The 15,615-nt window shown below is 69.3% G+C and carries 12 protein-coding genes; 10 read left to right on the top strand and 2 right to left on the bottom strand.

Features of this window, described 5'->3' with window-relative positions:
- The first annotated feature begins 47 nt into the window (after positions 1-47).
- From JL108_RS05060 to dusB, 3 genes are read left to right on the top strand one after another with little or no spacing between them, the layout of a single operon-like run.
- Entirely contained in the window at positions 48-1,436 is a 1,389-nt protein-coding gene (locus JL108_RS05060; protein ID WP_205197364.1) for a glycine--tRNA ligase, read from the top strand.
- Between the two features lie 25 nt (positions 1,437-1,461).
- A complete protein-coding gene (locus JL108_RS05055; protein WP_205197363.1) occupies positions 1,462-2,061 on the top strand; it encodes a hypothetical protein in 600 nt (199 codons plus the stop codon).
- A 42-nt stretch (positions 2,062-2,103) separates the two neighbouring features.
- A complete protein-coding gene (gene dusB / locus JL108_RS05050; RefSeq protein ID WP_205197362.1) occupies positions 2,104-3,252 on the top strand; it encodes a tRNA dihydrouridine synthase DusB in 1,149 nt (382 codons plus the stop codon).
- Here the strand turns inward: dusB and JL108_RS05045 are convergent.
- Both JL108_RS05045 and JL108_RS20175 read right to left on the bottom strand, forming a co-directional pair.
- Positions 3,249-4,607, bottom strand: a complete 1,359-nt coding sequence (locus JL108_RS05045) for a PH domain-containing protein (protein WP_205197361.1) — start codon at positions 4,605-4,607, stop codon at positions 3,249-3,251. The two genes, dusB and JL108_RS05045, sit on opposite strands and share 4 nt — an antisense overlap.
- Positions 4,600-5,085 (bottom strand): PH domain-containing protein, encoded by a 486-nt coding sequence (locus JL108_RS20175; RefSeq protein ID WP_143911592.1) that lies wholly within the window; start codon positions 5,083-5,085, stop codon positions 4,600-4,602. Before JL108_RS20175 ends, JL108_RS05045 begins: the two co-directional genes overlap by 8 nt.
- 142 nt (positions 5,086-5,227) lie before the next feature.
- Between JL108_RS20175 and JL108_RS05035 the strand changes: the two genes are divergently transcribed.
- The 7 genes from JL108_RS05035 to cydC all read left to right on the top strand — a co-directional run bounded on the left by JL108_RS05035 (position 5,228) and on the right by cydC (position 15,467).
- Complete coding sequence (locus tag JL108_RS05035; RefSeq protein ID WP_205197360.1) at positions 5,228-5,425, top strand: hypothetical protein; 198 nt, start codon at positions 5,228-5,230, stop codon at positions 5,423-5,425.
- 122 nt (positions 5,426-5,547) lie between these two features.
- Positions 5,548-9,090 (top strand): chromosome segregation protein SMC, encoded by a 3,543-nt coding sequence (gene smc / locus JL108_RS05030; protein WP_205197359.1) that lies wholly within the window; start codon positions 5,548-5,550, stop codon positions 9,088-9,090.
- The gene (locus JL108_RS05025) at positions 9,087-9,509 is read left to right on the top strand and encodes a thioesterase family protein (protein ID WP_205197358.1); all 423 of its coding nucleotides are present in this window, start codon (positions 9,087-9,089) and stop codon (positions 9,507-9,509) included. The genes smc and JL108_RS05025 overlap by 4 nt, the downstream gene beginning before the upstream one ends.
- A 304-nt stretch (positions 9,510-9,813) precedes the next feature.
- Positions 9,814-11,244, top strand: a complete 1,431-nt coding sequence (locus JL108_RS05020; RefSeq protein ID WP_143911588.1) for a cytochrome ubiquinol oxidase subunit I — start codon at positions 9,814-9,816, stop codon at positions 11,242-11,244.
- A 14-nt stretch (positions 11,245-11,258) separates the two neighbouring features.
- Entirely contained in the window at positions 11,259-12,263 is a 1,005-nt protein-coding gene (cydB, locus tag JL108_RS05015) for a cytochrome d ubiquinol oxidase subunit II (RefSeq protein ID WP_143911587.1), read from the top strand.
- Positions 12,253-13,872 carry a thiol reductant ABC exporter subunit CydD gene (cydD, locus tag JL108_RS05010; protein ID WP_205197357.1) on the top strand — a complete coding sequence of 540 codons (1,620 nt, stop codon included), beginning with the start codon at positions 12,253-12,255 and terminating at the stop codon, positions 13,870-13,872. The genes cydB and cydD overlap by 11 nt, the downstream gene beginning before the upstream one ends.
- Positions 13,869-15,467 (top strand): thiol reductant ABC exporter subunit CydC, encoded by a 1,599-nt coding sequence (gene cydC, locus JL108_RS05005; protein WP_205197356.1) that lies wholly within the window; start codon positions 13,869-13,871, stop codon positions 15,465-15,467. Before cydD ends, cydC begins: the two co-directional genes overlap by 4 nt.
- Positions 15,468-15,615: the final 148 nt, after the last annotated feature.

The following is a 15,615-nucleotide window of genomic DNA, read 5'->3' as shown; positions in this document are numbered from 1 at the left end:
ACGCACTGCGAAAGCCCACCGACACCCAGCCGGATTGGAAGTCTGCGATGCCCGCCTCCGTTCTCGATACCGTCATCAGCCTCTGCAAGCGCCGAGGATTCGTCTACCAGTGCGGGGAGATCTACGGAGGTACCCGTTCAGCCTGGGACTACGGGCCGATGGGCACCGAGCTGAAGGAGAACATCAAGCGCCAGTGGTGGAAGACCATGGTGCAGGGCCGCGACGATGTCGTGGGCCTCGACTCTTCGGTCATCCTGCCGACTCCGGTGTGGCAGGCCTCAGGGCATCTGTCGGCCTTCGTCGACCCGCTCGTGGAGTGCCTCTCCTGCCACAAGCGCTTCCGCCAGGACCACCTGCAGGAGGCCTACGCGGAGAAGAAGGGGCTCGACGACCCGGACGCCGTCCCGATGACCGATATCGTCTGCGCCAATTGCGGTACGCGCGGCGAGTGGACCGAGCCGCGCATGTTCAACGGCCTGCTCAAGACCTTCCTCGGCCCGGTCGAGTCCGATGAGGGACTGCACTACCTGCGTCCCGAGACCGCCCAGGGCATCTTCATCAACTTCGCCCAGGTCATGACCACCTCGCGCAAGAAGCCGCCGTTCGGCATCGGTCAGATCGGCAAGAGCTTCCGCAACGAGATCACGCCGGGCAACTTCATCTTCCGCACGCGCGAGTTCGAGCAGATGGAGATGGAGTTCTTCGTCGCCCCGGGCTCGGACGAACAGTGGCACGACTACTGGATCGAGGAGCGGATGTCCTGGTACACCGGCCTCGGCGTCGATCCGGAGAACCTGCGGCTGTACGAGCATCCGGCCGAGAAGCTCTCGCACTACTCCAAGCGCACCGTCGACATCGAGTACCGCTTCGGTTTCACCGGCTCGGAGTGGGGTGAGCTGGAGGGCGTGGCCAATCGCACGGACTTCGACCTCAAGACCCACAGCGAGCACTCGGGCCAGGATCTCTCGTACTTCGATCAGCAGAACAACGAGCGGTGGATCCCCTATGTCATCGAGCCCGCGGCCGGGCTCAACAGGTCCATGATGGCCTTCCTGGTCGATGCCTACACCGAGGACGAGGCCCCGAACGCCAAGGGCGGAGTCGACAAGCGCACCGTGCTCAAGCTCGATCCGCGGCTCTCCCCGGTCAAGGCCGCTGTGCTGCCCCTCTCGCGCAATGAGGCGCTGTCGCCGAAGGCCCGTGACCTCGCCGCGCAGCTGCGCCGCAACTGGAGTGTCGACTTCGACGACGCCCAGGCGATCGGCAAGCGCTACCGCCGGCAGGACGAGATCGGCACGCCGTTCTGTATCACGGTCGACTTCGACACCCTCGACGATCAGGCGGTGACGATCCGCGAGCGGGACACGATGAATCAGGAGCGCGTGGCTCTCGATCAGGTCGAGGGTTACCTCGCGGCGCGCCTCATCGGCGCCTGACCGGCCGTCCGGCACGCTGACTCTCGTGAGCAGGACACCGTGGTACGTCGGCACCGTGCTGGCGCTCGCTCTCGTGGCGAGCGGTTGCTCCGGCGGCGATGACGAGGAGGAGCCGACCGGCCTGGAGGTACCGGACGGCGTGACGTTGACCGAGGGCGGCACGGAGCTGGACCTCGGTGAGAGCGCGACCGTCGCCTACCCCGAGGATGCCGAGGACGCGACCGCGCTGACGGTCACTGTCACGGCGGTCGATACCGGCGATATCGCCGACTTCTCGCTGTTCTCGCTGTCTGAGGAGGACGCCGCCTCCTCGCCGCGATATGTGCGGGTGACGGTGGTCAACGAGGGGCCCGGCACGCCGGGAACCACCTCGCTGCCGATCTTCGCGCATACCGATGACCGCACGCTGCTGACCGCCAACTCGATCGTCGGTTCCTTCGAGCCGTGCCCGCCCACGCCTGTGCCCGCCGATCTGGAGGCCGGCGAGGAGATCGAGCAGTGTCTCGTCTACCTCCTCCCCGCGGACCGCCAGGTGGAGTCGATCGACCTGCAGGTCACCGACGCGGCCTCCGCGATCCGCTGGACGGTCCCCGCCCCGGAGGACACCCCCGCCCCTGAGGAGTAGGTTCGTGGGCTTCTGGTTGCGGGGGCTGGGAGACTGGATGCCATGCCCACTGTCACGCTGCCCGGACCTCTGCGCCTGGGTGACTCCATCGAGGTCGCGACACCGGTCGTGCTCGCGCCGATGGCCGGTGTCACGAACGCGGCCTTCCGCCAGCTGTGCGCCGAGCAGGGGGCCGGTCTCTACGTCTGCGAGATGATCACCTCGCGGGGGCTCGTCGAACGGGACCGTGTCAGCCTGTCGATGCTGACCTTCGCGCCCAACGAGTCGGTCAAGTCCGTGCAGCTCTACGGCGTCGATCCCGTCACGATGGGCGAGGCCGTTCGTATCCTCTGCGGCGAGCACGGCGTCGACCACGTCGATCTCAACTTCGGCTGCCCGGTCGCCAAGATCACCCGCAAGGGCGGGGGAGCGGCGCTGCCCTGGAAGGCGACGCTCCTCGGACAGATCCTCACCGAGGCCGTCGAAGCGGCCCGTCCGTACGGCGTCCCCGTCACGATGAAGACCCGCAAGGGCATCGACGACGACCACCTGACCTATCTGGATGCCGGACGCATCGCCGAGGACACGGGTGCGGCGGCGATCGCGCTGCACGGGCGCACGGCGTCCCAGCACTACTCGGGCCGCGCCGACTGGGACTCGATCGGCGAGCTGAAGGCGGCCGTCTCCTCGATACCCGTCCTCGGCAACGGCGACATCTGGGAGGCCGCCGACGCCATCGCCATGGTCGAGCGGACCGGTTGCGATGGCGTGGTCGTGGGCCGCGGCTGTCTAGGCCGGCCGTGGCTGTTCCGCGATCTGTCCGCGGCCTTCGCGGGGGAGACGGTGCAGGAACTGCCCCGCCTCGGTGAGGTGATGGGCGTGATGCGTCGCCACGCTGAGCTGCTCGGCGAATGGCTGGGTGAGGAGCGCGGGTGCGTGGAGTTCCGCAAGCACGTCTCCTGGTATCTCAAGGGGTTCCCGGCCGGAGGCCGCATCCGCGAGAACCTCGGCATGGTGTCGTCGTACGCCGCCCTCGACTCCCTGCTCGTCGAGCTCGATCCCGACGAGCCGTATCCGGTCTCCGAGCTCGGGACGCCACGTGGCCGACAGGGCTCGCCCAAACGTGTTCACCTGCCGGACGGCTGGCTCGACTCGCGCGAGCTGGCCGGAGCCATCGATATCGCCGCCGAGGACGCCACCTCCGGGGGCTAGTGCGGGGCGCGGGCGATCTGCTGGTCGGCGATGTCGCGGGCGACTGAGGCATCCAGGTGGCGGCCCTCGGCGTTCACCGGGCCCGGAGGGGTGTGAACCTCGACCGTGGCCACCTTGCGCCAGCGCTGCAAGGGACCCTGACGGAGCGCGACCGACTGCGTCTTGTGGTGCGGGACCAGATCCGTGTGCCGCGATATCCAGCCCTCGCGGGCGATGAAGGTCCGGTCCGAAGCACCCACCCAGCGGAAGCGATAGCCGATCGGGGCGAAGATCCAGGACCGGCGAGAGACCGGAGTGCGCTCGACGGCGTCGGGATCGGATCCGGCGATGAGCTCCTCGGCGACCGCTCGGGCGAGCGGCGGATCGCTGATCGGCAGCAGCGTGGTGTCCGAGACACCGTTCTCCTCGTCGGACGACGCCCCGTATCCGGCGATGTCGACCGACAGGCGCTGCCACCCGAGCTTGCGCCAGATGAACGGCTCCACCACCGCGATGCCCTGCACACGCTCGTACGGGATCGTCTGCGAACTGCGTGAGAGCAGGCCCCGCTCGATCCGCAGTCCCCGAGATCCGCGCGACAGCGTGAAGTTCCACTGCGCGATCACGCGACTGCCGATGATCTGGACCAGCCAGAAGCCGGTGGGGATGATGCCGCCCAGCACGGCCCACGCATCGGGCACCGCGAAGCCGACGATCAGCAGGGTCACGATCGCGGCGACGGCGAAGAGGAAGTCCAGGGACAGCAGCGTGCCGATGATGATGCGATCGGGGCCGACGACGGTGATGACCTCTCGCTGCTCCTCGGCCACACCCACGGCCTCGTCGGCACCCGCCCCGTGGGCGCGCGCGAGCAGGACGCGACGTAGCTGGCGCGACTCGTCGAGGGGGAGGAAGCGCAGCGTCGACCGCGATTCGCCCCCGCCGGCCATCTCCATGTGCAGCTCGGAGAGCTTGACCAGGCGAGCGAGGAAGGGCTCGTCTATGTCGACGGATTGGAGGCGCTCGTAGGGGATGCGCCGCGAGGTGCGGAAGATGACTCCCGACTCGATGCGTAACTCGGTTCCGTCGATGAAGTATCGGGTGAAGTACCACCGGAGGAAGCCCGCGACCAGTCCGATCAGCAGGCCGCCTGCCACAGCTGCCGCTACGGCGATGGCGCCACTGAACAGGCTGAAGGTGTCGCCGTTGACGAAGGCGTTGAACAGGCCGAAAATACCCAGGCCCGCCCAGATCCCGCCCTGGACCAGGGCGGTCAGCGGGTGGGTACGCCGGCCCTCGGTCTGGGCGCCGGCGGGGACGGCCGGGGTACCCGGCTCCTCGGGCGACTCGAGGTCGTCCGGTGGCAGCTCAGACACCGGCGCCCCCGGAGTCGCCGAGTTCCGTCAGACGATTGCGCAGTCGGTTCGCCTCGTCGATCGGCACACCCGGGATGCCCGCGGCGGTCTTGGTGCTGGCCGTGTGCAGGGTGACCGTCGCGAAGCCGAACTGGCGCGCGATCGGGCCTGCCTCGACGTCGACGAACTGCATGCGTCCGTAGGGCACGGCGACGAGCCGGCGGAACATGATGCCGCCGCGCACGACGAAGTCCTCCTCGCCCTCCGCATACCCCCAACTGCGCCGGTTGCGGGGCGCCCACCACCACACCCAGCCGGCGATGACGAGGCCGATGAGGGCGACGGGAAGGCCCAGCCACCACCACAGGACGATCGCCAGGATGATCCCGATGAGCAGCAGCACTCCGCCGCAGACGGCGCCGATGAGTCGACGGGCCGTCGCGAGTCGTGGGGAGACTGCGGTCCAGTCGCCGGTCGGTGAGGTGAAGAGATCGGACACGGCCTCCACCCTAGTAGTCGAGAGCCGGTGGTGAGGGCAAGCCTGTGGTCGGGTGATTTGACCCTCTCGATGTGCCGGTGAGACACTGGACGATGGCAGTCATGGCTGCCAACACCCGTCTGAACTCTTGTGAAGGACACTCATGGCCAAAGCGCTCGTCGGTTATCTGGCAGGCCCGTCGTACGATCACGCCGCCGGTGAACTGGCTCGTCTGCGCCGCCGGGTCGCCGACCTCGAGGCCGAGGTGATGCGACTCAAGGTCGAGAACGACGGCCTGGTCGAGGCGCTCGGATCGCGCGTCGACGACGTCGCCGAATTGTTCGAGCCCGCCTCGCGCTGATTCCGGTCCCGTGCCCAGGCATGGGACCGTTCGCCGTCGCGCGGCGCGGGTTGCGCGAGCCGCCCGCCACCATCAACTAGGGTGAGCCAGTAGTCCTTCCGCCGGCCGCTTCGGGAGACGTGGTGTATCTCAAGACCCTCACGCTGCGAGGCTTCAAGTCCTTCGCGTCCTCGACGACGCTGCAGCTGGAGCCCGGCATCACCGCTGTGGTGGGCCCGAACGGCTCCGGCAAGTCCAATGTCGTCGACGCGTTGTCGTGGGTCATGGGCGAGCAGGGCGTCAAGTCGCTGCGCGGCGGCAAGATGGAGGATGTCATCTTCGCCGGCACTGCCGGCCGGCCGCCGCTCGGGCGCGCCGAGGTCGTCCTCACCATCGACAACACCGACGGCGCGCTGCCGATCGACTACACCGAGGTCACCATCTCGCGGACCATGTTCCGCAGCGGCGGCTCGGAGTACGCGATCAACGGCAACACCTGCCGGCTGCTCGATGTGCAGGAGCTGCTGAGCGACTCGGGCATCGGTCGCGAGATGCATGTGATCGTCGGGCAGGGACAGCTCGACACGATCCTGCGCGCGACGCCCGAGGAGCGCCGCGGATTCGTCGAGGAGGCGGCCGGCGTCCTGAAGCACCGCAAGCGCAAGGAGAAGGCCCTGCGCAAGCTGGAGGCCACGCAGGGCAATCTCACCCGGCTGAACGACGTGCTCACCGAGCTGCGCCGGCAGCTCAAACCCCTCGGACGTCAGGCCGAGGTGGCCCGCAAAGCCGCCGTCATCCAGGCCGACGTCCGCGACGCCCGTGCGCGGCTGCTGGCCGATGAGATCGTGACTGCCACCAGCACGATGGAGACCGAGCTGGCCGACGAGCAGGTGCTCAAGCAGCGCCAGAGCGATGCCGAGATCGCGTTGCGGGAGGCTCGCACCGCCGAGGCCGAGCTGGAGCAGGCGCTCGCGGCCGACGCGCCGCAGCTCGCCGCTGCCAATGAGACCTGGTACGCGCTGACCAGCGTGCGCGAGCGCTTCAACGGCATGGCCGGTCTTGCGCGCGAGCGCATCCGGCTGGCTCAGGCCGAGGCCGACGACGATCGGGTCCCCGGCCGCGACCCCGAGGAGCTGGAGGCCGACGCCCGCCGCGCCCGTGACGAGCACGCCGAGCTGGAGCGCACGGTCGAGCAGGCTCAGCAGTCGCTCGCCGAGATCATCGAGCGTCGAGGCGCGGCGGAGGAGGAGTACACCGCCGAGGAGAAACGGATCGCGGGCCTGCTCCGGGCCGCCGCCGATCGACGCGAGGGTCTCGCCCGACTGCATGGTCAACTGAGCACGGTCAAGAGCCGTGCCGCCGCGGCGGACGATGAGATCGGCCGGCTCACCACCGCTGCCCAAGCCGCGCGGGAGCGCGCCGAACAGGCTCAGCGCGAGTTCACCACGCTGGAGAGCCAGATCGCGGGCCTCAACGCCGGGGAGACCGGCCTTGACGAGGAGCTGGAGACCGCCGAGGAGCGACTGGCGGCCGCCGAGGAGACGGCCAAGTCCCTCGAGCAGCGCCGGCACGAGGCCGAGCGTCGCCAGGATGCGTTGCGCGCCCGCAAGGAGGCGCTGGAGCTCGGCCTCGCGCGCAAGGACGGCGCGGGGGCTCTGCTCGCGGTCCCCGAGGAGGTCGACGGCCTCCTCGGTTCGGTGGCCACTCTCATCAGCGTGCATCCAGGACACGAAGCCGCACTCGCGGCGGCGCTCGGTGCCGCCGCCGATGCGCTCGCGGTGTCCGGCGCCCCGGCGGCCGTCGGGGCCATCGAGAGGCTCAAGGAGGAGGATCTCGGCCGCGCGGGCATCGTCTTGGGCGGGGCGCCCGACCTCGGCGGCGGTTGGCCGGATCTGCCGTCCGGAGCCTCGTACGCGATCGACCTGATCGACGCGCCGGCCGAGCTGCGACCGGCCCTGCGGCGACTGCTCGACAAGGTCGCGGTCGTCGACGACCTAGCCGCCGCGCGGGCACTCGTGGCCTCCGTACCGGAGGTCGTGGCCGTCACCGGCGAGGGCGACCGGCTCGGCGCGCACTTCGCCGAGGGTGGCTCGTCGGCGAGCCAGAGCCTGCTGGAGGTGACCGCCGCGATCGAGGAGGCGGACACCCAGCTCTCCCAGGTCGGTGCCGACCTCGATCGTCTCCGCTTCGAGACCGAGAAGGCCGTCGCCGAGCATGAGGAGGCACAGAGCCTGGTCGACGCCGCCCTCAGCCGCCTGCACGAGTCGGACGCCGCGATGTCCGCGGTCGCCGAGAAGCTCGGCGAGCTCGGCACCGCCTCGCGCGCCTCCACGGCGGAGGCCGAGCGGCTGGAGGCCTCGATCGAGCAGGCCAAGGTCGCGCGCGAGGAGGCCTTAGCGGGACTCGCCGAGCTGGAGGACCGGGTCGAGCAGGCCGAGTCCGCACCCGAGGATGAGCCGGACACCAGCCATCTGGAGGAGCTGGCCGATGCCGCGTCGGCCGCCCGCCGCGGTGAGACCGACGCCCGTCTCGCGCTGCGCACCGCAGAGGAGCGCGCCCGCGCCCTCGCGACCCAGGTCGAGAACATGCTGCGAGCGGCTGCCGCCGAGCGTGAGGCCAGGGAGCGTGCTGCCCAGCGACGCGAGCAGCGCCGACGCGAGGCTGAGACGGCCACGGCCGTGCTCGGGGGCATCGACACCGCGCTGCAACGCCTCGAGACCTCCGCCGGTCGGGCCTCCGAGCGTCGCACGCAGATCGAGCAGGCCCGAGCCGGTCGTGAACAGCAGGTGCGCGAGGTGCGCACGAGCGTGCGCGATCTGGAGAACGAGCTCAAGCAGCTGACCGACTCCGTGCACCGCGACGAGATGGCACGCTCCCAGCTGGTGCTGCGGTTGGAGCAGCTCCATGAGCGTGCGCTCTCCGAGGTCGGCATCGACCCGGAGACCTTGGTGGCCGAGTACGGTCCCGAGCAGCTCGTGCCGGTGCTGGGGGAGGAGGGCGCCGAGCCGGTGCCGTTCGTGCGCGAAGAGCAGGCCAAGCGGCTCAAGACGGCCGAGAAGTCGCTCGCGATGCTCGGCAAGGTCAATCCACTCGCCCTCGAGGAGTTCACCGCCCTGGAGGAGCGGCACCAGTTCCTCTCCGAACAGCTCGACGACCTGAAGAAGACCCGCCAGGACCTGCTGGAGATCGTCGAGGAGGTCGACCGGCGGGTGGAGCAGGTCTTCACCGAAGCGTGGGAGGACGTCGAGCGCGAGTTCGCGCACGTGTTCAGCCGGCTCTTCCCCGGCGGCGAGGGCAAGATCGTGCTGACCGATCCGTCGAACATGCTGACCACCGGCATCGACGTCGAGGCCCGTCCGCCGGGCAAGAAGGTCAAGCGCCTCTCGTTGTTGTCCGGGGGTGAGCGGTCGCTGGTGGCCGTGGCCTTCCTGGTGTCGCTGTTCAAGGCCCGGCCGAGCCCCTTCTACATCCTCGACGAGGTCGAGGCCGCGCTCGACGACACCAACCTCGGGCGGCTGCTGGAGATCTACGAGGAGCTACGCGCCAACAGCCAGCTCATCGTCATCACCCACCAGAAGCGCACGATGGAGGTCGCCGACGCGCTGTACGGCGTCTCGATGCGCGGCGACGGCGTGTCCGCCGTCATCAGCCAGCGACTGCGTGACGACGAGGAAGAAGCATCGTGACCGAACGGCTCCGCTCGGACTATCCGGTCCTGCGTCCCATCGGCACCCGCTGGGAGGACGAGGATGTCTACGGGCACGTCAACAACGTCAAGTACTACTCGTACTTCGACACGGCGGTGAACGGGTACCTGATCGAGGCGAGCGGCACCGACATCCGCAGGCTGGACGCCTACGGCATCGTCGCGGAGACCGGCTGCCGGTTCCTGCGCGAGCTGCGCTTCCCGTTCCCGGTCGAGGCGGGGCTCGCGGTCACCAGGCTCGGGCGGTCCAGCGTCGTCTACGAGATCGGGCTCTTCCAGGGCGACGAGCAGCCGGCGGCGGTCGGTCGCTTCGTGCACGTCTACGTGACGGGGGAGGGCCGGGAGGTGACCCCGGTGCCAGAGCAGCTCCGCGCCGTCCTCGAACCCCTCGTCGTCTGACGGTTCCGTGGGCGGTGACCTACACACCCCTCGCGAGCGTGGGCGGTGACCTACACACCCCTCGTGGGTCGCGAGAGGTGCGTAACCCACCGCCCTGCTGGGCGAGAGGTGCGTAGGTCACCGCTCCCGCCGGCCGCACGCACCACTCGCGGGGCCCTCGAGAAGGGGAGCGGAACCGGCTCCGGAGGCTCGCTTGTGAAGATCGTCACAAAGCCTTGTGAAAAATGGAACTTGACCCTCGCGCGGGCGTATTCTGATCCAGTCGGCACAGGGTCGTGTCGACTGTGGCGAAAGGACGATGGCGATGGAGGCACTGGACCTCGCGCGCTGGCAATTCGGTATCACCACGGTGTACCACTTCTTCTTCGTGCCGATGACCATCTCGCTGGCCTTCCTCGTGGCCATCATGCAGACGGCGTGGCGGCGCACCGGGGACGAGAAGTGGCTCCGGCTCACCCGCTTCTTCGGCAAGCTCTTCCTCATCAACTTCGCGATGGGCATCGTCACCGGCATCGTGCAGGAGTTCCAGTTCGGCATGAACTGGTCGTCCTACTCGAGGTTCGTGGGCGATATCTTCGGCGCCCCCCTCGCGATCGAGGGCCTCCTCGCGTTCTTCCTCGAGTCGACCTTCCTCGGCCTGTGGATCTTCGGCTGGGACCGGCTCAAGCCGAGCCTGCACCTCGCGTGCATCTGGATCGCCGCCATCGGCACCGCGGTCAGCGCCTACTTCATCCTGGCAGCCAACTCGTTCATGCAGAACCCGGTCGGCTACACCTACAACGCCGAGCGCGGACGCGCCGAGCTCGAGAGCTTCGCCGATGTGCTCACCAACAAGGTCGTGCTCATCACCCTGCCGCACACCCTGTTCGCCGCCTTCATGGTCGGCGGCGGCTTCGTGGCCGGTGTCGCCTTCTGGAAGCTCGTCCGCAAGCCAGGCGAGGACGCCAGCGCCTACCGCAGCGGCGTCAAGCTCGGCGCGATCGCCCTCTTGATCGCCGGCCTCGGCACCATCGTCACGGGCGATATCCAGGGCAAGGTCATGACCGAGGTCCAGCCGATGAAGATGGCCGCTGCCGAGGGACTCTACGAGGATGCGCAGCCCGCGCCGTTCTCCCTGCTCACGATCGGCACCCTCGACGGCAGCGAGCCGATCTTCCAATTGGAGATCCCGCACCTGTTGTCCTACCTCGGCACCGGGTCGTTCGACGGGGAGGTGCGCGGTATCGACTCCCTCAACGAGGAATACCGCGAGACCTACAGCGAGACCGGACTCGACGACTTCTCGCCGAACATCCCGGTCACCTACTGGAGCTTCCGAATGATGATCACCGCCGGTGCGCTGGCGATGATCGGCGGTGCCTGGCTGCTCTGGTCGATCCGCGGGGGCCGTACGCCACAGGTCGGCACCCGGCGCACCAAACTGCTGCTATTCACCGCCGTCATGCTGCCGCTGTTGCCGATCGCAGCCAACTCCTTCGGCTGGATCTTCACCGAGATGGGACGCCAGCCGTGGGTCGTCTTCGGACTGATGCCGACAGCGACAGGCGTCTCGCCGTCGGTATCCGCAGCGCAGGTCTGGACGTCGATGATCGGCTTCACGCTGCTCTACGGCATCCTCGCGGTGATCGAGGTCAAACTGCTCCTGCGTTTCATCGGCAAGGGGCTGCCCGATGCCAACCCGCCCGCCGAAGAACCCGATGACGACCCCAACGCCCCGTTGGCGTTCGCGTACTGAGCGAGGACGGACTCATGGAACTCACCACACTCTGGTTCATCTTCATCGCCTTCTTGTTCGTCGGCTACTTCGTGCTCGAGGGATTCGACTTCGGGGTCGGCATGCTGGTCGGCATCTTCGCCAAGAACGACAAGGAACGCCGGGTCCTCATCAACACCATCGGCCCGGTCTGGGACGGCAACGAGGTCTGGCTCATCGTCGCTGGCGGTGCGATGTTCGCCGCCTTCCCCGAGTGGTACGCGACGCTGTTCAGCGGCTTCTATCTGCCCCTGTTCCTCATCTTGATCGCGTTGATCGTGCGGGGTGTCGCCTTCGAGTACCGCGGCACCCGCGACGAGCAGCAGTGGAAGGACCGCTGGGACTGGATGATCATCATCGGGTCCTTCGTGCCGGCGCTGCTGTGGGGCGTCGCCTTCGCCAATATCGTCCGCGGCGTCCCGATCGACGCGAGCGGGGAGTATGTCGGCGGATTCTTCAACCTGCTCAACCCCTATGCGCTGCTCGGCGGGCTGGTCACGCTGTCGGTCTTCCTGGTTCACGGCGCGCTGTTCGTGGCGCTCAAGACCGCGGGCGACATCCGCGAGCGCGCCCACGTCTTCGCCCAGCGCTGTGGCCTCGTGGCAGGCGTGCTGGCCGTCGCCTTCATCGTGTGGACCGGTCTCTCGCATGGGGACGCGGTCGTGTGGGTGATCGGCGTCCTCGGCGCCGCCGCCTTCGTGGCGGCGATGCTCGCCTCGTACGCCCAGCGCGACGGGTGGGCCTTCACCGGCACGTTCCTCGCGATCGGCCTGGTCGTGACGATGCTGTTCGTGGCTCTGTTCCCCGAGGTCATGCCGTCCACGGTCGACCCGGCGTACGGGCTGACGGTCGAGGGCGCCTCCTCGACGCCCTACACGCTGAAGATCATGACCTGGTCCGCAGTGGTCTTCCTGCCGATCGTCATCGGCTACCAGATCTGGTCGTACTGGGTCTTCCGTAAGCGCATCAGCACCGAGAACATGCCCGCCGATGCCCACTAGGCCGCTCGATCCACGCCTGGTGCGGCGGTCCGCGACGGTCCGCCGGCACCTGGCGTGGAGTGTGGTCCTCGGCACCGCCACCGCGGTGCTCGTCATCGTGGTCGCCTGGATGGTGGCCGAGGTCGTGGCGCGACGCTTCGACGGTCAGGCCGTCGTGGCGCTGCCGCTCGGCATCGTGTCCGCCTTCGTCCTGCGCGCTGTGGTGGCCTGGCTCCACTCGGTGGTGGCCGAGCGCGCATCGGTGCGTGTGAAGGCCGAGTTGCGGGCGGAGGTCGTCGACGACCTGCTCGATCCCCGTCGGCTGGGGCCGCGCCCCGAGAGCTCGCGGGTGATCGCGCTGCTCGGTCCTGGCATGGATGCCTTCGATGGTTATATCGGCCGTTTCCTGCCGCAGCTGGCACTGGCTGCGATCGTTCCCGCCGCGGTGATCGCGGTCATCGCCTGGGTCGATCTACTGTCTGCTGCCATCATCATCCTGACGTTGCCGTTGATCGGCGTGTTCATGGCGCTGGTCGGTCTGCTCACGCGGGACAAGGTCCAGCGCCGATGGGTCGCGATGGAACGGCTGGGGCGGCACTTCGCGGACGTGCTGGACGGACTCGTCGTGCTCAAGATCTTCGGCCGCCCGCAGGAGAGGGGCCTTCGCGAGGTGGGGGACAAGCATCGCGCCGAGTCGATGCGGGCGCTGCGCCTGGCCTTCCTCTCGTCGCTGGTGCTGGAGCTGTTCTCCACGATCTCGGTCGCGCTCGTCGCGGTGAGCGTGGGCCTGCGGGTCGTCGAGGGCGATATGGAGCTCGGTCCGGCGATGCTGGTGCTGCTCCTGGCCCCAGAGGCCTATCTGCCGGTCCGGCGGGTCGGTACGCTGTTCCACGACTCCACCGAGGGCGCCGAGGCCACCGTCGAGATCCTCGAGCTGCTCGATCACGAGCGGCATCGAGGTGAGAGGCCCCCGCAGCAGGAGGCTTCAGCCGTGATCGTCGAGGACCTGGAGGTCGACTACGGCGATCGGGGGCGGCCATCGCTCTTCCTCGACCGGCTCGCGATCCATCCGGGCGAGTTCGTCGCCGTCACCGGTCCCTCCGGCGGTGGCAAGTCGACGCTGCTGGCGGTGCTGCTCGGCATGATCGAGCCGAAGGCGGGCGCGGTCCGCGTCGGCGGTATCGATCTCGCCGAGCTCGACATCGCCGCGTGGCGCGAGCAGATCGCGTGGGTCCCGCAGGTGCCGGGACTGATCGAGGGCACGATCGGCGAGAACATCGCGCTCGGCTGTCCTGGCGCCGCACGCACCGCGGTTGAGCGAGCCTTGGCGGACGCGGGGCTGCCTCTGGCCGTCGATCGTCCCGTCCGAGAGGATGCGGCCGATCTGTCGGCGGGGGAGCGCCGCCGCCTCGCGGTGGCCCGTGCTCTGCTGCGAGTGCGTGAGACCGGTGCGTGGCTGGTGCTCCTGGATGAGCCGACGGCGGGCCTGGATGCCGCCCACGAGGCGGCCCTGATTGCCGCGATCCGCGGCCTGGGTGCCACGGTGCTCGCGGTCGCCCATCGTCCCGAGACCATCGCGGCCGCCGATCGCGTCGTCACCATCACCCCGGCCGAGGCGGTGGCCGCATGACCGGGCGCGCGGGCCGGCTCGGGCTGGGTGTCCTCATGGGGGTGCTCGCCCAGCTCTCGGCGATCGGGCTGCTGCTGGCTGCCGCGTGGCTCATCGTCCGTGCCGCCCAGCAGCCTCCGGTCCTCTACCTCATGGTGGCGATCGTCTCCGTCCGCGCCTTCGGCATCGCTCGTGCCGTGTTCCGTTATGTCGAACGGCTGATGACCCACGATGTCGCCCTCCGCGATGCGACGACGGACCGAGTGGAGGTCTACCGCCAGCTGAACCGGATCGCTCCGGCGGGGCTGACCGGGCAGCGGCGTGGCGATGTAGTGAGCCGCGTGGTCAGCGATGTCCAGACCCGTCAGGATCGGCTGCTGAGAGTCGGGCTGCCCTGGTGGACCGGGTTGCTCGCCTCCGTGGTCGTCATCGGCGTGGTCGCCGCCCTCGACCTGCGCTCCGGCCTGGTGGTCGCAGGTGGGGTCGTGGTGAGCGCGGTGGCGATCAGGTCCACGGTCGCCCGCATCGCCGCTCGACGCGACGGGCGGCGGGCGGCCGCGGCCCGGGGGCGGCTGGCGGCCGATGTGTCGCAGATCGTGCTCGCCGGCCCGGATCTCGTGGCCTTCGGCGCCGGTGACCGATTCCGCGCGGAGACGGGCCGGTCGGTGACCGAGCTCGCCGGTGCGCAACGGCGTGGGGCCGGCGCGGTGGGTCTCGCCTCCGCCATCGTGCTCGCGGTGACTGGCGCCGCCGTCGCACTCGTCGCCGCTTGGTCGGCCGGTGCCTCCGTCGTGGTCGTGGGAGTCCTCGTCCTCGCGCCGATCGCGCTGTCCGAGCCGCTCGAGGCATGGGGTGATGCCGAACGTCACCGTCCCGCTGTCGACGACGCCGACACCCGCATCGCCGCCCTCACTGCTCTCCCCGCCCCGATCGCGGAGCCCGACCAGTCCACAGCCCTTCCGTCCGCTTGGTCGCTGCGCCTGCGGGGACTCGCGGTGGGCTGGGAGAGCACCCTGGTCGACGGCATCGACCTCGACGTCAACGAGGGCGAGATCGTCGCGATCACCGGACCGAGCGGTATCGGCAAGTCGACCCTCGCGTACACGCTGCTGCGCCTCATCGAGCCCCGCGCCGGGAGTATCCAGCTGGGCGACGTCGATGTCCGTGAGCTCGGATCGGACGATGTCCGCGGCCGGATCGGGTATCTGGGTCAGGACGAGATCATCTTCGACACCACGATCCGTGAGAATCTACGGATCGCCGATCCCGAGGCCGGGGACGAGTCCGCGATGACGGCCCTCGACCGGGCGGGGCTCGGCGAATTCGTGCGCTCGCTCCCGCGCGGCCTCGACACACCGGTGGGGGAGCACGGCAGCAGACTGTCCGGTGGGGAGCGTCAGCGGTTGGCGTTGGCGAGACTGCTGCTGGGCGATCACCGGATCGTCGTGCTCGACGAGCCGACCGAGCATCTCGATGCTCCGACCGCGCGGGCGCTGCTGGACGACCTGCTGGCCCTCGCGCCGGACCGCAGCGTGATCGTGATCTCGCATGCGCCCGAGGTGCTGGACCGGATCGACCGCGTGATCCGGCTCGATGCCGCCTCCGTCCGGGTCTGATCCCGCTCGCGAGTGGTGCGATGCCGCCCCCGAGTGGTGGGGGGGGGGGGGGGGGGGGGGGGGGGGGGGGGGGGGGGGGGGGGGGGGGGGGGGGGGGGGGGGGGGGGGCGGGGGGGGGGGGGGGGGGGCGGGGGGGGGGGGCGGGGGG

Source organism: Aeromicrobium sp. YIM 150415 (genome assembly GCF_016918125.1).
GTDB classification, from domain to species: Bacteria; Actinomycetota; Actinomycetes; order Propionibacteriales; family Nocardioidaceae; genus Aeromicrobium; species Aeromicrobium piscarium.
Note: the sequence above shows the minus strand (reverse complement) of the source record. Positions and strands in the feature narration are given on the sequence as shown.